The sequence below is a fragment of the Spongiactinospora rosea genome (genome assembly GCF_003315795.1).
GTDB lineage: Bacteria > Actinomycetota > Actinomycetes > Streptosporangiales > Streptosporangiaceae > Spongiactinospora > Spongiactinospora rosea.
In genome coordinates this window covers 55,758-77,995 of sequence record NZ_QMEY01000008.1, presented here as the reverse complement: position 1 = coordinate 77,995, position 22,238 = coordinate 55,758, and the positions used below count along the sequence as shown (strand labels likewise).

19 protein-coding genes, 1 pseudogene and 1 riboswitch are annotated in these 22,238 nt (G+C 72.2%); of the genes and pseudogenes, 5 read left to right on the top strand and 15 right to left on the bottom strand.

Annotated features, from left to right (window positions below; translation table 11 throughout):
• The first annotated feature begins 6 nt into the window (after positions 1-6).
• Positions 7-597: a GrpB family protein gene (locus tag DP939_RS20105; RefSeq protein WP_113982283.1), complete on the top strand. Its 591-nt coding sequence runs from the start codon at positions 7-9 to the stop codon at positions 595-597.
• A gap of 97 nt (positions 598-694) precedes the next feature.
• Here DP939_RS20105 and DP939_RS20100 read toward each other — a convergent pair whose 3' ends face one another.
• On the bottom strand, positions 695-910 hold the full coding sequence (locus DP939_RS20100; RefSeq protein WP_113982471.1) for a DUF397 domain-containing protein: 216 nt from the start codon (positions 908-910) through the stop codon (positions 695-697).
• A 27-nt stretch (positions 911-937) separates the two neighbouring features.
• Positions 938-1,792 carry a helix-turn-helix domain-containing protein gene (locus DP939_RS20095; RefSeq protein ID WP_113982282.1) on the bottom strand — a complete coding sequence of 285 codons (855 nt, stop codon included), beginning with the start codon at positions 1,790-1,792 and terminating at the stop codon, positions 938-940.
• Positions 1,793-2,112: 320 nt separating this feature from the next.
• On the opposite strand from DP939_RS20095, the gene DP939_RS20090 reads away from it, so the two are divergent.
• Positions 2,113-2,433, top strand: coding sequence for a hypothetical protein (locus tag DP939_RS20090; RefSeq protein WP_113982281.1), 321 nt, complete (start codon positions 2,113-2,115; stop codon positions 2,431-2,433).
• Here the strand turns inward: DP939_RS20090 and DP939_RS20085 are convergent.
• From DP939_RS20085 to DP939_RS20030, 12 genes are all read right to left on the bottom strand, one after another.
• Positions 2,420-4,948 (bottom strand): glycoside hydrolase family 31 protein, encoded by a 2,529-nt coding sequence (locus tag DP939_RS20085; RefSeq protein ID WP_113982280.1) that lies wholly within the window; start codon positions 4,946-4,948, stop codon positions 2,420-2,422. The two genes, DP939_RS20090 and DP939_RS20085, sit on opposite strands and share 14 nt — an antisense overlap.
• A gap of 55 nt (positions 4,949-5,003) precedes the next feature.
• Positions 5,004-5,822, bottom strand: coding sequence for an ABC transporter permease (locus DP939_RS20080; protein ID WP_113982279.1), 819 nt, complete (start codon positions 5,820-5,822; stop codon positions 5,004-5,006).
• Positions 5,819-6,826, bottom strand: coding sequence for an ABC transporter ATP-binding protein (locus DP939_RS20075; protein ID WP_113982278.1), 1,008 nt, complete (start codon positions 6,824-6,826; stop codon positions 5,819-5,821). Before DP939_RS20075 ends, DP939_RS20080 begins: the two co-directional genes overlap by 4 nt.
• A gap of 87 nt (positions 6,827-6,913) precedes the next feature.
• Positions 6,914-8,770, bottom strand: a complete 1,857-nt coding sequence (locus DP939_RS20070; protein WP_158578626.1) for an asparagine synthase-related protein — start codon at positions 8,768-8,770, stop codon at positions 6,914-6,916.
• A 239-nt stretch (positions 8,771-9,009) separates the two neighbouring features.
• Complete coding sequence (locus tag DP939_RS20065) at positions 9,010-9,705, bottom strand: TenA family protein (RefSeq protein ID WP_113982276.1); 696 nt, start codon at positions 9,703-9,705, stop codon at positions 9,010-9,012.
• Positions 9,696-9,792: riboswitch (TPP riboswitch) on the bottom strand. It overlaps the preceding gene by 10 nt.
• 70 nt (positions 9,793-9,862) lie before the next feature.
• The gene (locus tag DP939_RS20060; protein ID WP_113982275.1) at positions 9,863-10,744 is read right to left on the bottom strand and encodes a DUF6492 family protein; all 882 of its coding nucleotides are present in this window, start codon (positions 10,742-10,744) and stop codon (positions 9,863-9,865) included.
• Positions 10,745-10,871: 127 nt separating this feature from the next.
• The gene (locus DP939_RS20055) at positions 10,872-12,230 is read right to left on the bottom strand and encodes an LLM class flavin-dependent oxidoreductase (protein WP_113982274.1); all 1,359 of its coding nucleotides are present in this window, start codon (positions 12,228-12,230) and stop codon (positions 10,872-10,874) included.
• Complete coding sequence (locus DP939_RS20050) at positions 12,227-12,976, bottom strand: ABC transporter ATP-binding protein (RefSeq protein ID WP_113982273.1); 750 nt, start codon at positions 12,974-12,976, stop codon at positions 12,227-12,229. The genes DP939_RS20055 and DP939_RS20050 overlap by 4 nt, the downstream gene beginning before the upstream one ends.
• The gene (locus DP939_RS20045) at positions 12,952-13,794 is read right to left on the bottom strand and encodes an ABC transporter permease (protein ID WP_113982272.1); all 843 of its coding nucleotides are present in this window, start codon (positions 13,792-13,794) and stop codon (positions 12,952-12,954) included. Before DP939_RS20045 ends, DP939_RS20050 begins: the two co-directional genes overlap by 25 nt.
• A complete protein-coding gene (locus DP939_RS20040; protein ID WP_225878383.1) occupies positions 13,794-14,837 on the bottom strand; it encodes an ABC transporter substrate-binding protein in 1,044 nt (347 codons plus the stop codon). Before DP939_RS20040 ends, DP939_RS20045 begins: the two co-directional genes overlap by 1 nt.
• Positions 14,838-15,100: 263 nt before the next feature.
• Positions 15,101-17,974, bottom strand: coding sequence for an ATP-binding protein (locus DP939_RS49125; protein WP_113982270.1), 2,874 nt, complete (start codon positions 17,972-17,974; stop codon positions 15,101-15,103).
• Positions 17,975-18,008: 34 nt separating this feature from the next.
• The gene (locus DP939_RS20030; protein ID WP_113982269.1) at positions 18,009-18,980 is read right to left on the bottom strand and encodes a magnesium transporter CorA family protein; all 972 of its coding nucleotides are present in this window, start codon (positions 18,978-18,980) and stop codon (positions 18,009-18,011) included.
• Between the two features lie 110 nt (positions 18,981-19,090).
• On the opposite strand from DP939_RS20030, the gene DP939_RS20025 reads away from it, so the two are divergent.
• The 3 genes and pseudogenes from DP939_RS20025 to DP939_RS49310 all read left to right on the top strand — a co-directional run bounded on the left by DP939_RS20025 (position 19,091) and on the right by DP939_RS49310 (position 20,289).
• A complete protein-coding gene (locus DP939_RS20025) occupies positions 19,091-19,339 on the top strand; it encodes an Orn/Lys/Arg family decarboxylase (RefSeq protein ID WP_199565281.1) in 249 nt (82 codons plus the stop codon).
• Between the two features lie 77 nt (positions 19,340-19,416).
• A pseudogene (locus tag DP939_RS49315) lies at positions 19,417-19,890 on the top strand (NAD(P)-dependent oxidoreductase); the annotation flags it as partial.
• On the top strand, positions 19,882-20,289 hold the full coding sequence (locus DP939_RS49310) for an imine reductase family protein (protein WP_404828602.1): 408 nt from the start codon (positions 19,882-19,884) through the stop codon (positions 20,287-20,289). The pseudogene DP939_RS49315 and the gene DP939_RS49310, both read left to right, overlap by 9 nt.
• A 5-nt stretch (positions 20,290-20,294) precedes the next feature.
• Here DP939_RS49310 and DP939_RS20015 read toward each other — a convergent pair whose 3' ends face one another.
• Complete coding sequence (locus DP939_RS20015; RefSeq protein ID WP_158578625.1) at positions 20,295-21,461, bottom strand: MFS transporter; 1,167 nt, start codon at positions 21,459-21,461, stop codon at positions 20,295-20,297.
• Positions 21,462-22,238 lie beyond the last annotated feature (777 nt).

Here is a 22,238-nt window from a genome sequence, read left to right as displayed (position 1 = left end):
TCATCCATGTCATCGGCCCAGAGCGGTACCGAGCCCGCGTACAGCAGCGACGCGGACGTCCAGAAGTACCGGCTCGGCCCGGTCGTGCCGCACAACGCGCCCGTGCGCCTCGACGAGTACGACCCGCGCTGGCCCGAGCTGTTCGCCAGGGAGGCCGGGCGGGTCCGTTCGGTGCTCGGGGCCACCGCGCTGCGCGTGGAGCACGTCGGCTCCACCTCGGTGCCGGGCCTGTGCGCCAAGCCCATCATCGACATGCTGCTGGTCGTCCCGGACTCAGCCGACGAGTCCGCCTACGTCGCGCCCCTGGAGGCGGCCGGATACCGGTTGTGGATCCGCGAGGCCGAATGGCTGGAGCACCGGCTGCTCAAGGGACCGGACACCGACATCAACATGCACGTGTTCAGCGAGGGGGTCGGCGAGATCGACCGGATGCTGAGGTTCCGTGACCGGTTGCGCGCCGACGAGGGCGACCGGAACAAGTACGCGGACGCCAAGCGTGAACTGGCCCGGCGTACCTGGCGGCACGTCCAGCACTACGCCGACGCCAAGACCTCGGTCGTCCAGGACATCATGGAACGCGCGGACCCTGCCCCCTGATCGGGCCCCCTGACCCGGCTCCTGATCCGGCTGTGCGGCACCCGCCCCGCGGGGGAGCCCTCGGCGACCTCGCGGGCTCCCGTGCGGCGGCGGAGAGTCAGTGCTCCAGTCGTCCGGTTTTGATATCGGCGATGAAACGCCGGAAATGTCGCTCGCCGAGCAGTAGTACGGGGCCGTCGGGATCCTTGCTGTCCCGTACCGCCACGATTCCGCCGTTCAGCACGGCGGTCTCCACACAATCCCCGCCCGCGTTGCTGTGGCTGGACTTGCGCCATGCGGCGGCTCTCAGTTCTTCGGTCGTCACTGTGATCATGTCCACGATCGATCCTTCTGGCGGCTGTCAGCCGGCCGCGCTCTTTGCGAAGCCGGTCAGGAAGGCATGCGTCTCTTCGCGGCTGAGGGATGCCTCGTGCAGCTCGCGATAAACGCAGTTGTAGCTCTCGACCTGGGTGGAGTCTTCCAAGAACAGGCTGTTGCGTCGATACTCGATGTAGACGACGTCGGGGTCGGGCGGCGCGAAACCGAGCAGCACGAACCCTCCGTCGATGCCCGGATGGATGCCCGCCGAGAACGGCAGGACCCGCAGGTCCACGTTGGGGAGTTCGGTGAGCTCGGTCAGCCGGGCGAGCTGGCCCCCGCTGGTCTCCGGGTCGGCGCGCAGGCGGTGCAGGCACGCCTCGTTGATGATGAACGAGAGATCCTGGGACTCGTTGCCGACCAGCCGTTCCTGCCGGGCGAGCCGGAAGTCGATCATGCGCTCGATGTCGTTCGTGCCGGACGTCGGATATTGGCTGATGAGCAGTCTGCGGTAGTAGTCGGCGGTCTGCAGCAACCCGGGGATGAGTTCGACGGTGTAGGAGCGCAGCCGGGTCGCCTCGGCCTCCAGGCCGATTCTGACCTGAAACCATTCGGGAATGGCGTCGCCATATGAATGCCACCAACCGCGCTGGCGGGATTGGCGGGCGAGGGTCATCAACTCCTCGCGCTGCTCGACCGGGACGTGGTAGATGTCCAGTAGCACCCGAAGGTCGTTCAGCCGGATACCCTGCCGCCCGGATTCGACGCGGCTCATCCAGGATTGCGCCAGACCGACCTGCTGGGCAACGTATTCCGACGTCAGGCCGGACTCTTTTCTAAGTCTGCGAAGCTCGGCGGCCAACCGCCTGCGCCGCACCGTGGGACTGGTGTCGGCCATGATTCACCTCACACTATGAAGTCGTTGCCCCGAGCATTCCGTAAATCAAACTACGGACAAAATTGGATAATCCCCCGAGCATACCGCGCTCTACTACTTCTGGTATGCATCTTCGGAATGCACGGTATCACAGACAATGAGGGCCCTTCTTCCCTTCCCGACAATGCGTGCGTATCACCCTTTCTATTACAAAGCGCGCATTTCTTGGCGAACAGGAGATTTCTGGTCAGAGGGTGGCGATCACGGATGTCCGGAGCCGGTCACGCTTGGTGCTTCTGTTCACCTTGACGGTCACTGAGGGTGAGAGGAGGATTTCACGCGTGATCGACGGCGCGTGGCACCAGCTCACCATCCACGATCCCCGCGACGTGCGCGAGGGCGACGTCGTGCGCCGCGCCGTCCAGGACTACCTGAGCCCGGAGCGGCTGATCGACCTCGGCGACTGGCTGGTCATGGAGCCCAACTACATCTGCGGCAACTACATCGGGGTCGACGACGAGGGCCGGGCCTACGATGTCGCGGCCATCCACCGGCACTGCCGGTCCCTGGCCACCGAGCGCGACGAGTGGGTCGCCTTCCCGATGGACCGGCCGGTGGCGGTCAGACGCCAGTGCGGCGCCCGGCGGGCTAGGCCAGAGTGAAGGCGAACGTCTTGGCCGCGCCCACGTCCAGCACGGCGGACTTGGCGAACACGTAGCCGTCCCCGCCGTCGTACCAGCCGCTCGCCGCCGCATCGAAGGCGTCCTCGGTGGCGTGCCGGGGGAGCGGCGTGCCGTTCAGGCTCACCGCGGAGGCGCGCCCGGCGAGCTCGACCACGTTGGGCCGGGCCGTCAGGGCGCCCGGGTGGCCGCCCTCGGCCGGGCCGATGGTGACCGTGGCGGTCGGGCCCGTCACCTGCTGGCGCAGCGTGGTGGTGCGGACCTCGCCGCGCTGGTAGCCGGTGGTCGTGCCGTCGTCCTCGTACAGGGTGAACTCCGAGGCCGCCGCGCCGGGATAGACCCTGGCGATCAGCTCGTCCCTGCGGGTGCCGTCGGTGCGCCTGCCGAAGACGTTCATGGTCGCCTCGTCCACCGCCATCTTCGGGATGATCGCCCCCGCCCTGGCGTACGCGGGAAGCCGGAACTCCCCGTCCACCCACAGCGGCCTGCGGCCCGTCCACTGCCCGGCGCTCGACGTCCGCTCGCCCGAGTGGTAGTCGTACCAGACGCCCGCGGGAAGGTAGACGTCGCGCTCCCGCTCGCCGCGCCCGGCCACGATGCCGACCAGCAGGTCACGGCCGATCAGCTTCTCATGGCCCAGCTCCCGCACGTTGGGGTCGTCCTGGTAGTGGTAGACCAGCGGCGGCACCAGGGGCTCCCCGGTGCGGTGCGCCCGGTGGGCCAGCGAGTAGTAGTAGGGCGTCAGCTCATAGCGCCGCCGCAGGTTGGCGAGGTTGCTGGCGGTATGGCCGATCCGGTCGGGGGAGGTCTGGAAGCAGTTGCAGAGGTTCTCCGTGTGCGGGCGGATCGGCACCTCGAACCACGCGGCGTCGGCGAACCACTGGGTGTACAGCTCCGACAGATCGGAGTCGAGCATCTCGCGGCGGAAGCCGCCGATGTCGGAGCCGAAGTAGTCGATCCCGGACATCGACATGTGCATCTGGGCGTTCTGCTGGTCGGCCAGCGCGGTCAGCCGGGATCCGATGTCGGCCGACCACATCGCCACGCCGTACCGCTGGATGCCGGCCGCGCCCGAGCGGGTCAGCAGGAACGGCCGGCGCGGCTCGGCCGCGTATCCCCTGGCCACGCTCGCCGCCCAGGCCAGGTTGTAGAGGTTGTGGTAGCCGGCGTGGGCGTGCTCGCCCGGCAGCACCCCGGCCGTCCAGTCGCCCGCGTCGTAGATCTCCGGCTCGCCGAGGTCCAGCCAGTGGCCGAGGACGCCCTGGTCGATCAGCGGCTTGCGCTTGACGGCGTGCCAGTGGTCGCCCGCCGCGCCGAGCGTCCAGTCGATCATGCCGCCCCTGCCCCACCAGTCCTTGTCGTCCTGGGCCAGGTAGACCGGCGGGCAGGTGGCGCAGCCCGACCTGACCAGGAAGCCGCGCCCGGCCAGGTCGGCGTGCTCGGGCAGCGCCCTGCCGACGTAGGACTCCTCGATCGGGATCAGCCCGACGCCCTGCTCGGCCTCGTACCGGGCGATCCGCCCCGCCGGGTCGGGGAACTTCGTGAGGTCCCAGGTCAGTGAGCCCATCCGGGTGTCGTCCGCGCCCTCGCGCACCCCGCCGAACCACTGCAGGTCGAGCACGAACCCGTCCACCGGGAACCGCGCGGCGCGCAGGCCGCTCAGCCGGTCGTCGATCTCCGCCCAGTCGTCGAAGCCGTACTCCGACACCCACATGCCGAACGCCTTGCGCGGCGGCACCGGCGGCCTGCCGGTCAGCTCCATGTAGTCGCGCCGCAGGTCGGGGAGGTCGGGGCCGGTCATCACGTACCAGCGGAGCCGATCGCCCCACGTCTCGACGGTCCACGGGTCGCCGGTGAGATCCCACTGCTGTTTGTGGACCTGGTCCAGGAACATCCCGTAGTTGAGGCCCGCCGCGCCCACCGCGAACAGCACCGGGATCTGCGCGTTGCCGACCGGCCCGTTGTCGGGGTCGAAGACCATGGCGTTGCCGTACGGCCCGCCCGGCGTGCGGACGCGGCCCACCCAGTCGCCCTCGGAGGTGCCGCCGCGCGGGAACTGCTCGCCCAGGCCGTAGGCGTGCTGGACGCCGCCCCTGGTGATGGTCAGGCCCTTCCAGGGCTGGTCGAGTGCGCGCGGGCACGCCTGGTGCAGCAGCCGCCCGGCCGCGTCGTGGACCGTGACGCACAGCGACGCGGGCGCGACCTCGACCCGCAGGCCCGGCGTGGTGAACGTGTCGCCGTCACGGGTCAGGGCGCTCGGCCCCGGATAGCCGGTCTCGGCGATCTGCGGGGTGACGAACAGCGGCGCGTCGGTGCCCGGGCTCGGCCCGGCCGCCGACAGCTCGAAGTGCACCAGGTCGTCGTCGAGGAACTCGACGATCAGGTAGGCCGCGCCGGAGATGAACTCGGCCCTCCGCACGGCGGTGGCCGAGGACCCGGGGGCGAGCGCGAACAGCCCGCCCGCCAGCAGCACCAGCGCCGCCACCGCGCGCCTCATGTCCGCCCCCCCGGCAGCACACCCCCACTGTACGCGCGCGCGACGCCGTGCGCCCTCATCCGGCCCTCGCCATCCGGCGGGCCGCCAGCAGCAGCGCCAGCAGGCCGACGACCGCCGTCACGGCCAGCTCGCGCACCGCCGCCGGATGCCCCGCGGCCAGGGAAGCCTGGCCGTTCAGATAGGGCGCGATGGTCTGCCGCAGCGGGTCGATCACGTACGTGAGCGGGTCGGCCAGCGCCAGCCCGGCGAGCCAGGACGGCAGCCCGGACACCGGGAACAGCGCCCCGGACAGCAAGATCATCGGGGTGAGCGTGAACCCGAGCACGGCGTGCAGGGTCTGCCGCCGGACGACCGACACCGCGAGCAGCGTGACCAGCGTGGTCATGGTGAACGCGATCAGCGTGAGCTGCGCCGCCAGCGCGACCAGCAGCGCCGGGTCATACGGCAGCCGGGCCACCCCCGCCAGCGCCAGCACCAGCGCCCCCTGGCAGGCGGCGACCGTCGTGCCGCCCGCGCACCGCCCGGCCAGCAGGCTGGCCCGGTGCACCGGCGCGACCAGCATCTCGCGCAGGAAGCCGCTCTCCCTGTCGATCGCGATGGACGCCCCGGTGGCGACGGCGGGCAGGTAGACCGTCATCACCAGCACGCCGGGGAACAGGTAGGTGCGGTAGTCGCCGACCGGAGGGACGTCCGGGATGAGCGAGCCGAGGCCGGTGCCCAGCACCACCAGGTAGATCAGCGGCTGGGAGAGGACCAGCGCCACCTGCGCGGGATTGCGCAGGCAGCGCAGGACCTCCCGCCGCCAGACCACCCCGGCGGCCCGCGTCTCCCACAGCATCCGCCGCCGCGATCCCGCGCGGCCGATCCAGGTCATGCCGGGGACCCTCCCATGGTGTGGCCCATTCGCCGCCGGCCGGTGTAGTACAGGAAGACCTCGTCCATCCCCGGCCGCCTGACCTCGACCGACAGCACGGGGACGCGCAACTCGGCGCACAGCCGCGGGATCGCCGCCGCCGCGTCGGGCAGCCGCAGGTGCAGGCCGTCCGGGCCGCGGGTGGCCGACACGCCCATCCGCTGCGCCAGCAGCATCGCGGCGGTGCGGTCATCGGCCGTGCGCAGATGCACCCGGTCGGTGCCGAGCACCGCGCGCAGCGCGGCTGGCGTGTCGTGGGCGAGCAGCCGGCCGCCGTCGATGATGCCGACGTGGTCGCAGTGGTCGGCCTCCTCCAGGTAGTGGGTGGTCAGGAACATCGTGACCGCCCTGTGCCGGCGGAGCTGGAGCAGGTGCTCCCAGACCTGGGCGCGGGCGGCCGGGTCGAGCCCGCGGGTGGGCTCGTCCAGGAACAGCACCTGCGGGGAGGTGAGCAGCCCGCGGGCGATGGACAGGCGGCGCCTGCCGCCGCCCGACAGGGCCCGCGCCCGGGTGTCGCGCTCGTCGTACAGGCCGAGCAGGTCGAGCGCCTCGGTCATCCGGCGGCGGGTCTCGTGCCTGCCCATGCCGTGCAGCCCCGCGTGGAAGCGCAGATGCTCGGCCACGGTGAGGTCACCGTCGCACGCCGACTCCTGAAGGACCAGGCCGATGCGCCGCCTGACCTCCATCGGGTCGGCGAGGACGTCGATCCCGGCCACCCGGGCCTGGCCCGCGGTCGGGCGCAGCAGCGTGCACAGCATGGCCAAGGTGGTGGACTTGCCCGCCCCGTTGGGGCCGACGAACGCGAACAGCTCCCCGGCCTCCACGCTCAGATCGATCCCGGCCACGGCGGGCACGCCGCGGTAGGACTTGGCCAGCGCCCGGGTGTAGACGGCGGGCGAGGCCCCCCAGGGCGCGTTGCGCCGGTGCAGGCCGGTCCGCCGGTGGTGGGTGGTGTCGGGTGCCATCACGCCCCCGGCCGGGCGTGGTCGGCCGGGCCGCTCATGGCGCCGGCGGCGGCGCGGGCGGCGCGGCCGGGCAGGTCACGGGCGGCATCAGTGTCCTCCGATCGCCATCGCGGGCAGCCGCTCCCGCCCGGACAGCGAGCGCAGCCAGATCTCGCAGGCGAGGGTCCGCGACAGCGGTTCGACGGCGTGCAGCGGCGGCCGTGGGCCGGTGAGGGCGGCCCGCAGGGCCGCCGGGTCGATGAGCCCGATCCGGGCGAGCAGTGAGGAGGAGAACAGGTCCATCAACTCCGTGCGGTGCCGGCGCAGCCCCGCGTAGAACTCGGCGGCGGGCCCGCTGCGCGGCGGGCGGGCCAGGAAGGGGCGCGGCACCAGGCCGTCCATCGCGGTGGTGAGCAGCGGCTTGCGCAGGCCGGGCGCGCCGCGCTCGTGCGGGCGTACCGAGAGCGCGGCCTCGATCACGGCGTCGTCCAGGTAGGGGGCGGCGTAGGGCAGCCCGAGGCGGACGGTGGCCTGCTCGACCTGCCGGAGCCCGGCCCCCGCGGTACGGGCCTGGAGCAGGGTCGCGTGCTGGGCCCGCCGCCGGCACAGCGGCGGCGGCTCGTCGGCGGCGATGCCGGACAGCACGTCGCGGGCCGCCTGGACCGCCTGCCCGGTGGCCCACACCGGCATCCGGGGCGGTGCGCCCCAGGTCAGCGCGAGCGCGTCACCGTACGCATTACTGGGCGCGGGCTCGCCGCTCAGGCCGCCCGCACACCCCGCCAGCCACGCCGCGTGCGAGTCGCGCTCGGCCAGCGCCCGCAGTGACCGCCACCACGGCATGCGGCGGGCGCGCAGGTGGGCGAGCGCTGTCAGCGGCCGGCGGCGGACGAGATCGTGCAGATAGGACGGCTGTACCGAGAACAACTCGTCGCCGCCCACCCCCGTCAGGTGCAGGTAGGAACCGGCCGCGATCAGCCGGTCGGTCACGTACGCGATCCGCGCGGTGTCGCGGACCCAGCCGGAGGGCTCCTCCAGGGCCTGCCGGGGATCGGTCAGCCCGCCGAACCACGGCGGGACGTCATCGCGCCCGGCCGTCAGGTGCCTGGCGTTGGGCAGCGCCGCGGCGGCCCGCCGCGCCCACACCGTGTCGCCCGACCCGCTGGGCCCGGTGTCGGCGCCCTGCCGGTGCATGGTCACCAGGCGGGCCGAGCCGCGCCCGGCCAGGAAGCACAGCGCGGTGGAGTCGAGTCCGCCGGACAGGTCGGCGCTGATCGTGTCGCCGTAGTGGGAGCCGCCCTTGGCGCAGGAGCCGACCGCCGCGACCAGCGCGTCGCGCACCGCCTCCGCGCCCTCGTCCAGCGGCAGCGCAGGCTCCGGCGGACTCCACCAGCGGCGCAGCGTCGCCGTGCCGTCGGGCTCCAGGATCAGGCAGTGGTCGGGCGGCACGCCGGTGACGCCGCGCCACACCCCCGCCTCCTGCAGCGGCCAGGCCGCGCAGTGCGGCAGCAGCCGGGCGGCGAGCACCTCCTCGTCGACCGGCGCCCCGGTCACGGTGCCAAGTACGTCGGAGCGGCTGGCCGCCACCGTCACCCCGGCCACCTGGGCCTGGAACACGCGGCGCACGGCCGAGGCGCTGCCCCGGACGCGCACCCTGCCGCCCACGGCGGCGATCAGGTGGAAGCTGCCGGGCAGCCCCGCGACCACGCGTTCCACATCGTCCAGATCACGTATCCGATCCAGCCGCCGCGTCAGGTCGACGGTGGTGACCGGGCATCGCCCGAGCACCGTCACCTGCGCCGAGCCCGCGCGGGCGTGGCGGATCTGGTCGCACGGCCACTCGCCGACCAGCCACGGACGGCCGGACGCGTGATCGATCACACCGCTCGCCCACGGGCGCAGCGCACCCGCCGCGGCGGCCCCGGCCGCCCCGTCGGGAAGGACGGCGAACCACGGCTCCCCTCGCACCGGTGTTCCCCCGCCCGTCAGGCTTGGAGATCGAGGAACCGGGGGGGCCGGGCAGGCCCGATGTCTGTCGCGCTCATGGGACCGCGCTCCTTTCCGCGATAGACCTTCGGTCACCCGCCATGTCTATCGATCAGGAAGTGGTCACCATAAGTATCCGGATGGTTACGCTCCGCGAACAATCTTGGTACGCATCCCTGGGCGCGCCGGATATCGACAGTGGCTCCCGGCGGGGGGTCGGCTCAGAGCGAGACCCACTCCGCGGTCGGCCAGGTCTCCAGCCGCCACGCGCTGTCCCAGAACATCCACTCGTACTCGGTGGCCCGGCAGAACGCCTGGACCATCTGCTCGCGCGTCGCCGGGTCGGCCGCGGCGGCCAGCCGGTCGGTGATCTCCTTGGCCTGGGTGACCGACTCGGCGAAGGCCGGGTCGGCGTAGGTGGAGATCCAGGCGCGGTAGGGGTGGTCGGCGATGCCGGCCGTACGCGCAAGCAGCGCCTCGCCCACGTCCTGGTAGACCCAGAAGCAGGGGAGGACGGCCGCGGACAGCACCGGGTAGGGCGCCGACAGTGCGGTGGCCTGGAGGAACGACGAGTAGCCGAGGCAGGTGGGGGAGGTCGCGATCCCGGACAGGTCGTCCGGGCTCAGGCCGTACTCCTCGATGTAACCGGCGTGCAGCGACGCCTCCGCGGTCAGCGCGGTGTTGGCGCTCTGCGCGTAGAAGGCGGCCTCGCGGACATCGCCCGCGCGGGTGGAGGCGGCGGCCAGCGCCTTGGAGAACGCCTCCAGATAGCGGGCGTCCTGGACGATGTAGAACGCGAACTTGTCGCGGTCGAGCGTGCCCGCGCCGAGCGCGGTGTTGAACGGATGCTCGTGGACGGCCCGCACCAGCTTCGCGGTGCGCTGCCAGACCTCAGTGCAGAACGAACCCTCACCCACGGTGACGTCCCTTCGCTAGTCCGAACTAGAGCAGGTTCTACGGGTGTGATCTCAGCCCGGACACGCCGGGCACCCCGCGTCATGCGTCACCGTAGCAGGTCACGTCGCAGCGCCCCGCCACGGGGCGGGCGGGCAGGGCGTCCGCGGATCGGCGTGGTCAGCCCCCGGCCACCTTCGCGCAGCGCTGTACGGCGGCGAGCCGGACGTCCCACGGGGTGCGGGACTTGGCCGAGATCATCATCCCGACCGCGGACGGGGTCAGCCGGTCGGCGAAGTCGAGGGCGGCGGCGAGGTCGAGCGGGGTGTCGTCCCAGCGGTTGTGGCACACCGAGTCGGTGTACGGCGGGCGTCCCGCCGAGGCGCCCACGACCTCGTCCACGAAGACCCCGTAAAGGATGAACTCGGAAATGTGCAGGTGCGAGTTGAAGGCGTCCATCCAGTGCCGCCGGGTGACCTTCGTGATGCGTTCCTGCATCTCCCGGACCAGGGCCGGGTCCCAGAAGTTGAGGGAACTCACGTAATCGGGCAGTGGAAGCGTCTTGGTGGCGGGCAGGCCCAAAAGGCCGCGCGCCGCGTGGTGCCACTTGATATGCCGGTCCATTCCCGCGTGCACGCCGTCTTCGACGCGGTAAAGGCACAGCCGGTCGTCGGTGGTGAAGCTCTCCGCGCGGGTCGGCCGCACCAGGACGACATCGGAGTCGAGCAGCAGCGCCACATCGGCGTCGACGTTCGCGGCGGCGGCTATCTTGAGCGCCTGCTGGAGGACCCAGCCGCGCACAGGGGGCCATGGTCTGCGCAGGTTGGCCCACAGACCGCTGTGCGGGATGCGGACATAGCGGCGGGGGAGAAGCTCCGGCTCCGTCCAGATCCGGCACCGCGGGCCTGCGAACTTCGCGAACACCGGCTCGTCCGCGGTGGGCACGATCACATGGTGGACGGTGTCCTCTGACGTGTGGTGGAGCACGGACCGGTGGAGCTCGCCGAAAAGCTCGGAGTCCGGTCCGTAGCTCGGGGTGATGACCGCTAATTTCCTGCTCACGGGTATCCCGCTCCCATCCCTGACGGAGGATACGAATAAGCGCCCCCGATTCACTGCCGTCACTTCTTCTACCGCCTGCGCGAGGCTACGGCAACGGGCGTCTTGGAACGTGACAGGAAACGTTACTCTACCAGCGGTTTTCGGCCCGTCGGATCGTCGCGCCGAAACGACTCGGCGGGCGCTGGAGCCCATAGTGCTCGCGAAGTGTGGAGCCCTCGTATTCGGTCCGGAACAGGCCCCGCTCGCGCAGAATGGGCACCACGTGATCGGTGAACGCGTCGAAGCCGCCCGGCAGGTACGGAGGCATCACGTTGAACCCGTCGGCCGCGCCGCCGGTGAACCACTCCTCGATCCGGTCGGCGATCTGCTCGGGGGCGCCCGCCGTCACCCAGTGCCCCCGCGCCCCGGCCAGCCTGCGCAGCAACTGGCGGATCGTCGGGGCCTCGCGCCGCACGATGTCGGCCACGAGGTTGAAGCGGCTGCTCTCCTGCCGGTCGCCGGTGGTGGGCAGCACGCCCACGGGGAACGGCCCGTCCAGGTCGAATCCGCGCAAATCCACCCCGAGGAGCTGGTGGAGTTGCTGCAGGGAGTACTCCGGCTGGATCAGCGCGTCGAACTCCTCCTGCAGCTCCAGCGCCTCGGTCTCGGTGGAGCCGATGAACGGGCTGATCCCCGGCAGCACCCTGACCTGGTCGGGGTCGCGGCCCTCGCCCTTGACCCTGGCCTTGATGTCGGCGTAGAAGTCGCGGGCGTCGCCGAGCGTCTGGTGCGCGGTGAAGATTGCCTCGGCGTGGGCGGCGGCGAAGGCGCGGCCGTCCTTGGAGGAGCCCGCCTGCACGTAGACGGGTCTGCCCTGCGGGGAGCGCGGGACGTTCAGCGGGCCGGCGACGCGCAGCAGCTCTCCCGCGTGGTCGATGCGGTGGATCTTGGAGGTGTCCGCGAAGATCCCGCTCGCCTGGTCGATGACCAGGGCGTCGTCCTCCCAGCTGTCCCACAGGGCGGTGACGGCCTCCAGGAACTCCCTGGCCCTGGCGTACCGGTCGGCGTGCACCGGGTGCTCGTCCAGCCCGAAGTTGGCGGCGGCCTGCGGGGCGCCGGTGGTCACGATGTTCCAGCCGGCCCTGCCCCGGCTGATGTGGTCCAGGGAGGCGAACAGGCGGGCCAGGTTGTAGGGGTCCAGGTACGTCGTGGACGCCGTCGCGATCAGGCCGATCCGCTCGGTGGCCGTCGCCACCCCGGTCAGCAGGGTGATCGGCTCCAGCCGGAACCGGCTCGCGTACCGGACGTTCTCCGGCAGCGAGGGCCCGTCGGCCAGGAAGACCGCGTCCAGCTTCGCCGCCTCCGCCTGCCGGGCCAGCTCCTGGTAATAGGTGATGTCAAGAAGCCGGTGGGCGTCGGAACTGGGATGTCGCCATGCCGCCTCATGATGACCGCCCGGGTAAATGAAGAGATTGAGGGTTAATTGATGGTTTGATGGTCGGCTCACGATTTGTCCGTTTCTCTTGTCACGCCGAGTGCGGCCAGCAGCCTGGTACGGATCTCGGCGAACCTCGGGTCGGCCGAATCCCGCGGCTGTTCCATGTCGATCCGGGCCTCGGCCGCGATCCGCCCGGCGGACAGCACCAGCACCCGGTCGGCGAGCACGATCGATTCGTCCACGTCGTGCGTGACCAGCAGTACGGCCGGGCGGTGCCGGTCGCACAACCGGCGCAGCAGCGCGTGCATCCTGATCCGGGTGAGCGCGTCGAGCGCGCCGAACGGCTCGTCGGCCAGCAGCAGCTCCGGTTCGCGCACCAGCGACCTGGCCAGCGCCACCCGCTGCTGCTCGCCGCCGGAGAGCTGGTTCGGCCAGGCCCGCTCACGCCCGGCCAGGCCGACCTCGCCGAGGCTCGCGCCGCCGCGTCCGGCCTGGTCGCCGGGCAGCCCGAGCACCACGTTGTCCAGCACCCGCTGCCAGGGCAGCAGCCGGGCGTCCTGGAAGACCACCGACACCCGCGCGGGCACGCTCACCTGCCCCTCGCCCTCGCCGTCGGCGTCCAGCCCGGCCAGGGCGCGCAGCAGCGTGCTCTTGCCCGACCCGCTCTGGCCGAGCAGCGCCACGAACTCGCCGGGCGCGATCGCAAGGTCCAGCCCGTCGAGCACGGTACGCTCGCCGAACCTCCTGGTCAGCCCCGATACCCGGACCGCCGCCACCGCCGCTTCCGCGGTCAGCCCGCCAGTGTGCGCCGCCACGAGAGGGCCCTCCTTTCCACGAGCCGGACCGCGGCGTCGGAGAAGAGCCCGAGCAGGCCGTACAGGACGATGCCGACGAGGATCACGTCGGTCTGCCCGTACGTCCGTGCCAGGTCCATCATGTAGCCGATGCCGCTGGTGGAGTTGATCAGCTCCGCCACCACCAGGTGCAGCCAGGCGACGGTGACCGCGAACCGCATGCCGAGCAGGAACCCGGGCAGGGCCCCCGGCAGCACGACCCGCCGGATGAACGTGGCCCGCCCCAGCCCGACGGTGGCGGCCAGCTCCACGTAGCGGTTGTCGATCGCGCGCAGCCCGTTGTGGGTGTGGACGTAGATCGGGACCAGTACGCCGAGCGCGATCACGGTGACCTTCATGACCTCGCCGATGCCCAGCCAGAGGATCAGCAGCGGCATGATGGCCAGGGCCGGGATCGCCCGTTTGATCTGCACCGGGCCGTCGATCAGCGCCTCGCCGTACCTGCTCAGGCCGGACAGCAGGGCCAGCGCCACCCCGCCGGGCACGCCGATGGCCAGGCCGAGGCCTACCCTGCGCACCGAGGCGAGCAGGTTCTCCTGGAGGCGGCCGTTGCCGATCAGCTCGATGGTCGTGGTGACCACGGTCCAGGGGGCCGGGAGCACCCGGGGGTCCAGCCCGCCGGTGGCCGACCCCAGGCTCCACAGCGCGAGCAGGATGCCCGGCCCGATGAGCAGGCCGAACCTGATCGGGCGGCCGGGGCCGAGCCTGCGGCGGGCCCGGCCCGGGGACGTCCGCGGCGCGGCGGCCGGGGCGGTGGGGGTGAGCAGTGAGGTGGCCATCAGGCGCCCTCCTTCAACGCGTCGGCGCCGACGGACTGGTAACGCAGGTCGTAGAGGTCCTTGGCGTTGATCACCTCGTTGCCCGTGTCGGCGGCGAGCAGTTCGATGGTCTCCTGGTGGCGGGCGATGGCATCGCTCCAGTCGCCGGGGACGTCCGGCTCTCCGGCGGCGTCGACCAGGTAGCGTCCGTCGGCGGCGCTCAGGCCCTGGTCCTTCACGTAGTAGCCGGCGATCCACTCGTCGGGGTGTTCGTAGACCCAGCGCCAGGCTTTGGCCCACGCCGCGACGTACTCCTTGACGGCCGCGGCCTTGGCCGGGTCCTGGAGGGTGACCGCGCGCACGTACAGGTGGGCGGGGTCGTCGCGGATGCCGTGCTTGAGCGTGGTCGCGCCCTCGTGGCCGAACTTGGCGAGGTACCGCTTGATCAGCACCCCGCCCAGGGGCGCGGCGTCCACCTGCTTGCTCGCCAGCGCGTTGGGGTAGACGTCGCCGGTGCTCGGCAGTTCCACCAGTTTCACGTCGTTCCTGGTCAGCCCGGCCTTCTTGAGCACACGCAGCACCAGCGCGCCCTGCGCCTGGCCGGGGCTGTAGGCGATCCGCTTGCCGCGCAGCCCGGCGAGGGTCGTGATGCCCGTTCCGGGGGCGATGCCGATCTCGTAGGTGGGGTGGCCGATGGGGTCCTTCCGGTACCGGGAGGCGACGATCTTGACCGGCAGGCCGGTCCAGGTCGCGTGGATGGGCGGGATCTCCGCGACGGCCCCGACGTCCAGCGCCCCGGCGCGGAACGCCTCGGTGGTCTGCGGGCCGCCGCTGATGTTGGCCCACTCCACGGCGAACGAGAACTCGTCGATCTGGCCGGACAGTTGCAGGGCGACCTTGGTCTGCGGATCGCCGACGATCAGTTGGGTACCGGACGGGACCTTGGCGGGCAGCGCCGCGTCCGGCGCCAGCCCCTGCGCGGCCTGCCCGGCACCGCCGCCGCACGCGGCGAGGAGCGCCAGGATCGGTACGGCGAGCGTGGCCCGCAGGGCCGGCCGTTTCACGCGTAGGGGTACCCGGGGTAGTGCAGGCATGCGTCATCGCCCTTCGACACGCGGGGGAACAGGTACGGCTGGACGGTCAGACCGGGACGACCCGGAGCGGAGTGATCTCCGCTACCACGGGCGGTGACATCGCGCGCTGATGGCGTGGCCGAGATCGATGTGGGTGCGACGGGTCAAGCGAACACCTTGACTCATGGCGTTCACGCTAGGACGGACCTACCCATAAGTCAACATTTCCTACAGGGTTTGCATGAAATAGGCCATCAGTCGAACAGCCGCGACCGGTGCGCCAGCGCGGCGGCCTCGCCGCGCGAGGCGACGCCGAGCTTGCCCAGGATGTTGGAGACGTGCACGCCCGCCGTCTTGACCGAGATGAACAGCTCGCCGGCGATCTCGCGGTTGCTCCGGCCGGCCGCCACCAGGCGCAGCACCTCCAGCTCGCGCGGGGTGAGGCCGTGCGCGTCGCCGCCCGGGCGGGCGGCGGAGACGCCGATCCGCCGGGCCAGCCGGTCGATCTCGGCGGCCAGCGGGCGGGCGCGCAGCGTCTCGGCGATCTCGGCGGCGCGGGCCAGCCGTACCGCCGCGCCCTCCCGGTCCGAGGCGGCGGCCGACGCCTGCGCGGCCCGGGTCAGCGCCTCGGCCAGCGGGTACGGCTCGCCCGCCGCCTCCCACGCGTCCACCGCCGCCTCCCAGGCGGGCAGATCGCCCGCCCCGGCCGCCTCCGCGACGAACGCCGCCTTGCGTACCGCCCAGAACGGCGCGACCGCCGGGACGTCCCGCGCGACCTCCAGCAACGCCTCCCGCAGCGCCGCCTGTTCCGGGACGCGGTCCGCGGCGGCGCAGGCCCGCATGGCCGAGTGGAGGATCGGCCACAGGTACCACGGGTTGCCCGTGGGGCCGAAGCGGGCGAGGGCGTCCTGTGCCGCGGCGAGCGCGCCCGGCAGATCGCCCTCGGCCGTCCGGCGGTCGATGAGGAGGCACGCGTACGCGCCCGAACCGAACCGGCTGAGCCGGGTGGCGAGCCGTCCGAGCCGGTCGGCCAGCGTGTCCAGCAGAGGCGTCTCGCCCCTGGCCAGGGCCACCTGGGCGCGGAAGACGACCAGCAGCCCGCGCAGCGGCGGATTGGGGTCCAGCCGCATCGCCTCCTCGTAGGAGGCGGCCAGGTCGTCCCAGCGCCCGAGGGCGAACTGCGCCTCGACCAGGTTGCTCGCGATGTAGCCGCCCCCGGCGCGGGCCTGCCCGAGGCGGTGCGCCAGGGCGATGCCCTCCCGCGCGGTCGCGATCGCCTCGGCGTGCCGGCACTCCACGATGAGCCCGGCGGAGAGGTTGACGTAGGCGCGCAGCAGCCTGCGGGCCGAGCCGCCGCGCTCGGCCATGCTCCGCGAGCCCTCCAGCGCGTCGTTCGCGGAGACCAGATCGCCCTTGACCGCCGCGACGAACGCGCTGGTGGTGAGGGCGTCTGAGGAGGCCACGGCGTCGCCGAGCCGGGCGGCGAGCGCGACCGCCTCCTCGATCATCGCGTGCCCGGTCTCGGTCTGGCCGATCTCGGTCAGCTCCCCGCCGAGCAGGGCCAGTACCGAGGCCCGCACCGGCCCCGGCCCGGGCACGAGGCGTTCGGCGGCGCGCAGGTCCGCGAGCGCGCCCGGCCCGCCGCCGAGGGACCGCAACCGCGCGCGTTCCAGATGGACCAGGGCCTTGCGCTCCGGCTCGGCGGCACCGTCCAGGGCGTCGAGCGCGGCCGAGGCCAGGCGCAGCCCCCGGTCGGTCTCGCCGCACGCGTACGCGGTCTCGGCGGCGCGTTCGAGCACGGCGGTGTGGTCCGCGCCGATGCGCGCCGACGCGCCGGGCACGCGTTCCCACAGTTCGAGGACCAGTTCCAGCATCTGCAGGCCCTCGGCATAGGACAGGGCGGCGGCGCACTCGGCGGCGGCGTCCCAGGCGGCGAGCAGCGCGCGTTCGTTGTCGTGCGCCGCCGCCCAGTGCGCGGCCAGTTCGGCGCTCGGCCGGCCGCCCGTGCCCAGCGCGGGGTCCGCGGCCAGCGCCTCGGCGTAGCGGCGGTGCAGCGCGGTGCGCTCGCCGGGCAGCAGTTCGCCGCGTACGGCCTCACGGATCAGGGCGTGCCGGAAGGCGTAACCGTGCTCGTCGGTGACCAGGACGTTGCCGGTCACCGCCGGGCGCACGAGGTCCGACAGCGCCGCGTCGTCCAGCCCGGTGACGGCGGCCAGCAGCGCGTGCCCCGCGTGGTCGCCTGCGACGGTGGCCACCCGCAGCACCCGCTGGGTCTCCTCGGGCAGCCGCTGGACGCCGGAGAGCAGCAGGTCGCGCAGCGACTCCGGCAGGTCGTCCGCGGGCGTGCCGTCCGGGCCCAGCGCCGCCTCCACGAACAGCGGGATGCCCTCGCTGCGGGCGTGCACCAGCTCGGCCAGCGCGGGATCGGCCGCGTGCCCGAGCAGGCCGCCGAGCTGGGCGGCGACCTCGGCGCGGGTCAGCCGGGGGAGTTCCAGCCGGGTGACGATGCCGACCCGGGAGAGCTCGGCCAGCAGCGGGCGCAGCGGGTGGCGGCGGTGCAGGTCGTCGGCGCGGTAGGTGACCGCGAGCAGGACGCCCACGCCGTTCAGGTTGCGGGTCAGGAAGCTCAGCAGGTCGCGGGTGGAATGGTCCGCCCAGTGCGCGTCCTCGACGATCAGTACGGCGGGCCGGTCGGCGGCCAGCCTGCCCAGCAGCGCCAGGACGTGCTCGAACAGCCGCATCCGCGCGATGTCCCTGTCGGTCTCGGCGGGCGGGGTGCCCAGTTCGGGCAGCAGCCGGGACAGGTCGCCCGCCGAGTCGTGCGGCAGCAGCGCGGTGGTCCGCTCGGGCCCGAGGTCGCGTACCAGGCCGCGCAGCGCGGCGGTGAACGGCGCGTACGGCAGGCCCGACGAACTCAGCTCGACGCAGCCTCCCGCCAGCACCCGCGCCCCCGCCCGCTCGGCGCGGGCGGCGAACTCGCGGGTCAGCCGGGTCTTGCCGACCCCGGCCTCGCCGCCGATCAGGATGACGCGCGGGTCGCCCTCGCGGGCCTTGCCGAGCGCGCCGAGAAGTACGGCCAGCTCGGGTTCGCGCCCGGCGAAGACGGGGCTGACCTGGTGAAGGGGCACAGGCCCACAAAATACCGGTTCGACCGGCCTGTCCCTAGAGCCAGTCGCGGCGCTTGAAGATCTGGTAGAGCAGGACGCAGGTGCCCATCACCGCGATCGTCGAGACCCAGAACCCCCACGGCTGCCCCTCCCCGGGATAGGGGACGTTCTGGCCGTAGAAACCCGTGATCATGGTGGGCACCGCGATGATCGCGGCCCAGCTCGTGACCCGCTTCATGATGTCGTTGAGCCGGTAACCCTGCAGCGTCAGATGGGTCTCCCTGATGTTGCCCACCAGCTCGCGCAGCGACTCCGTCCACTCGCTCACCCGCAGCACGTGGTCGTAGACGTCCTGGTAGTAGGGGGCCATCTCGGGGCGGACGATGCGCAGGTCGCAGCGGATCACGCCGCTGACCAGCTCGCGCATCGGCAGGACCACCCGGCGCAGGGTGACCAGGTTCTTGCGCAGCTCGAACAGGCGGCGCTGCAACTCGTGGCGGTTCGCGGTGGGCTGGTCGGTGAAGAGCTGGTCCTCCAGCGCCTCCACCTCGTCGTCGAGGCATTCCACAAGGGCGAAGTGATCGTCCACGATGTAGTCGAGCAGGCCGTGTAACAGGAACGCGACCCCGCTGGCGGCGTGCTCCTTGGCCTGGTCCCACCGCCTGACCACCTCGCCGATGTCGAAGTGGTCGTTCTCGCGTACGGTGACCAACGCGTTCTTGGTGACGAAGATGGACACCTCGGTCAGTTCCAGCGGGCCTTCTCTCAGCCGCGCGTGGTAGGCGGTGAGGAAGAGGTGACTCTGGTAAGTGTCGATCTTGGGACGCTGGTGCTCGGACAGCACGTCCTCCACCGCCAGCTCGTGCAGGCCCAGCTCCTCGCTGATCACCGTCAGCTGTTCGTGAGTGGGCGCGCAGAGGTCGAACCATACGGTGGCGGCGGGGTCGGCGATGTGGTCGGACACGTCGGCGATGGGGAATCCCTCCGCCTTGAGCACGCCGTCGCGGTAGAGCCGTGTATGCGACATGTCCGCCAACAATAGTCTCGTCCCGTGCGCCGGATCTGCGGGCGCCACCGGCCTTCGCGTGCGCGGCGCCCGGACATGCTCCTTGCCGCGATCCGGTCCGCGAAACCTGGGTGCCGCTGTCCGGCCTGCCGGGCCGGATCGCGGCGAGCACGGTCGTCGTCACCCCGCCCGGCATCCCCATGCTGATGCCGGGCGAGTCGGCCGGGCCCGCGGACGGCCCGCTGCTGCGCTACCTGCGCGCCCTGGAGGAGTTCGACCTGGCCTTCCCCGCCCTCGCCGGCGACATCCACGGCGCGCACCGCGACGGCGCGGGCCGCTACCGGATCGAGGTGATGGCCACCGGCCACGCTGACCTCTAGGTAAGTACCCCACCTGAAAGTGGGTACTTGCGTCCCCGGTCGTGCCTCCACCAGGCTGAACGTCGGACTGGACGACCAGGGGGACGCAGGGGGACATGGACATGACGAAGACGGCGGTGACCGTGCTCGGGCTGGGCGCGATGGGGCGGGCGCTGGCGGAGGCGGCGCTCGCCGCGGGCCACCCGACCATCGTGTGGAACCGCTCGGCGGGCAAGGCCGACGACCTGGTGGCCAGGGGCGCGGTGCGCGCCGCCACGGTCACCGAGGCGGTGCGGGCCGCCCCCGTCGTGATCGCCTGCGTGCTCGACTACCCGGTGCTGCGCGACCTGCTCACCCCGGCCGCGGGCGAGCTGGCCGGGCGGGCGCTGGTCAACCTGACCAACGGCACTCCGGACGACGCCCGCCGTACGGGGGAGTGGGTGGCCGGGCACGGGGGCGACTACCTGGACGGCGGGATCATGGCGGTGCCGCAGATGATCGGCCGGCCGGGGGCGCTGATCCTCTACAGCGGGTCGCGCGAGGTCTTCGACCGGCACCGGGCCGTGCTCGACGTGCTCGCAGAAAGCGACCACCTAGGGGCCGACGCGGGGCTCGCCGCCCTGTACGACCTGGCCATGCTCGGCGGGATGTACGGCATGTTCGCCGGGGCCCGGCACGCCGCCGCCCTGGTCGCCACCGTCGGCGGCGACCCGGTGCGGTTCGTGGAACAGCGGCTCGTCCCGTGGCTGACCGCCCTGTTGCCGGTACTCCCCAGCACCGCCGAGGCCGACGACCCGGCCGACTCGTCCGTGGCCATGCAGCGGGTCGCCATCGCCAACATCATCCGCGCCTCCCGCGAGCAGGGCCTGTCCGGCGACCTGCTCGCCCACCTGCTGGCCCCGATCGCGCCGCCCGCCGATCCCCGGATCACCGAGGACGTCCTGCGGCTGGCCGACCGCACGGCCGGGTAGCGCGGTCAGTCGCCGGAGCCCATCGGGGCTCTGGCCGCCAGGGCGGCGGTGACGGTGAGCATGGCCGCGCTGAGCCCGAACACGCCGAGCACGCTGGTGATCCCGGCGACGGCCCCGGCGGCCGCCGGGACGACCACCTGGCCCAGACGGTTGCCGGTGAGGCGCAGGGCCAGGGCGGTGCCGCGTTCGCCGGGGCGGGCGCGACCGGCCACCCAGGACAGCGTGAGCGGCTGGCCGATGCCGAGGGCGAAGCCCATCACCGCGACCACGGGCACCGCGGCGGCCAGCCCGCAGAACGGGAAGGCGGCCAGGCTGACGGCGGCGGTGACGGTGCTCGCCACGAGGACCGGCCGCCGGCCGTACCGGATGATCAATCGTTCCATGGCGAGCCTGCTGGTGATGGTGGTGCAGGCGCGCAGCGCCAGCAGCCAGCCCACCGCCACCACGCCGATGCCCTGCTCCTGGCCCCAGGCGGGCAGGTAGGCGACCACCAGATCGACGGTGGACACGGTGGCCATGCTGGTCACCATGGCCTGCCACATGCCGGGGCGGCGCAGCGTGCCCAGCAGCGGTGGCCGTCCGTCCGCGTCGGGGCGGCGTGGAGCGTTCCTGGAGCCGACGCGTAGCGTGCCCACTCCCGCCGCCAGGCCGAAGGCCGCGCCGACCGCGAGCGCGCGGGTGGTGCCGTCGTCCGCGCCGCCGCTGGCCACCAGCGCCGCCGTGGGCGGGCCGATGAGCTGGCCGAGCGAGGTGAAGACCGTGAACAGCCCGTACGCGCGGTCGTGCCCGTGCACCGAGACCCGGTTGGCGATGATCGCCTGCTGGGCCACCACCGAGCACAGGTGGCCGAGCCCGAACAGCGCGTTCAACAGGACCAGCGCCCACAGCGAGCGGGTCACGGTGAGCGTCGCCGCGCTGCCCGTGATCAGCACCGCGCCGAGCACCGCCGCGGCGCGCTCGCCCGCGGCGTCCACCCAGCGCCCGACCGGCACCGCCAGGAACAGCGGCAGCACCGCGAAGCCCGCGGTGATCAGCCCGATCCCGAGGTTGCCCGCGCCGATCTCGATGGCCCGGTAGCTGACCATCGGCCGGGTCGCGAACGTCGCCGCCTGGACGCACACGGACACCACCATCAGCGGCGCGAACCACCCGCGCGCCCATTCCCGGCTCACCGGGCCCGCCTCGCGGTGACACCGCGGAAATGGTCTACCGGTCGGCTCTGGCTCTCCGGCGTCATGCGCCCGCCGGCGCGAGCCGCGTGCGGGCGAGGCGACGGTGTCCGGCTCCGGGAGGACGGGCCGTGCCAGCGGAGACCTGATATGTCGCCATACGCGCCCCCTCTTTCCGACATTGGCCCCGTATGCCCTCATGCATACACGTATCCCGGCTGATGATCGTCGCCGGGGGTGACGGAGGGCCCGCAGGGGCCCGGCACCGCAATATCTGATCTTGGATGCGATGGCGTATCGGTTTCTCGATGTCCGGCGCCGTCGTCCTGCGATGAGCGGCCCTACAACGGGCAGAAGACGTTAGGCGCAGGAAGCGAGTTCACCGTCGCGGTACTCGCCGCGCCCATCTCGGACAAACCGCGGAGGCGAAGTCGGGCGGCGCGCGGCCACCGGTACGGCCCGCCCATAATGCCGGAGCCCTTGCCCGCGACTTGTTCTCCGGGCACGCATGACCTCCCATCCGCATTGTGCCCAACGCACAACAGATTTGAAGCGACAAACAGCGCAGGACGGGATTGAAGAGCCGTTATACCTCCTCATATGACGGGTATAGCCTTTGTTCGGCCACCGGCCCGGACACGCAGAAACCCTCTCCCGGAGTAGGGAGAGGGTTTCGGGGGTCCCTGCAAGAGACAGATCACGAGGGGCGGGCGGACACCGAACCCCGTTCCGGGTGGGGCGTGCCGGCTACCGCCTCGTCCATTCGCCGGAGTCTTCGCC

What these genes read in the sequence shown, in the direction of transcription:
- DP939_RS20030 (WP_113982269.1), bottom strand. Translation starts at nt 18,980, where the DNA reads ATGTCGCATACACGGCTCTACCGCGACGGCGTGCTCAAGGCGGAGGGA.
- DP939_RS20105 (WP_113982283.1), top strand. Translation starts at nt 7, where the DNA reads ATGTCATCGGCCCAGAGCGGTACCGAGCCCGCGTACAGCAGCGACGCG.
- DP939_RS20100 (WP_113982471.1), bottom strand. Translation starts at nt 910, where the DNA reads ATGATCACAGTGACGACCGAAGAACTGAGAGCCGCCGCATGGCGCAAG.
- DP939_RS20045 (WP_113982272.1), bottom strand. Translation starts at nt 13,794, where the DNA reads ATGGCCACCTCACTGCTCACCCCCACCGCCCCGGCCGCCGCGCCGCGG.
- DP939_RS20095 (WP_113982282.1), bottom strand. Translation starts at nt 1,792, where the DNA reads ATGGCCGACACCAGTCCCACGGTGCGGCGCAGGCGGTTGGCCGCCGAG.
- DP939_RS20080 (WP_113982279.1), bottom strand. Translation starts at nt 5,822, where the DNA reads ATGACCTGGATCGGCCGCGCGGGATCGCGGCGGCGGATGCTGTGGGAG.
- DP939_RS20085 (WP_113982280.1), bottom strand. Translation starts at nt 4,948, where the DNA reads ATGAGGCGCGCGGTGGCGGCGCTGGTGCTGCTGGCGGGCGGGCTGTTC.
- DP939_RS20075 (WP_113982278.1), bottom strand. Translation starts at nt 6,826, where the DNA reads ATGGCACCCGACACCACCCACCACCGGCGGACCGGCCTGCACCGGCGC.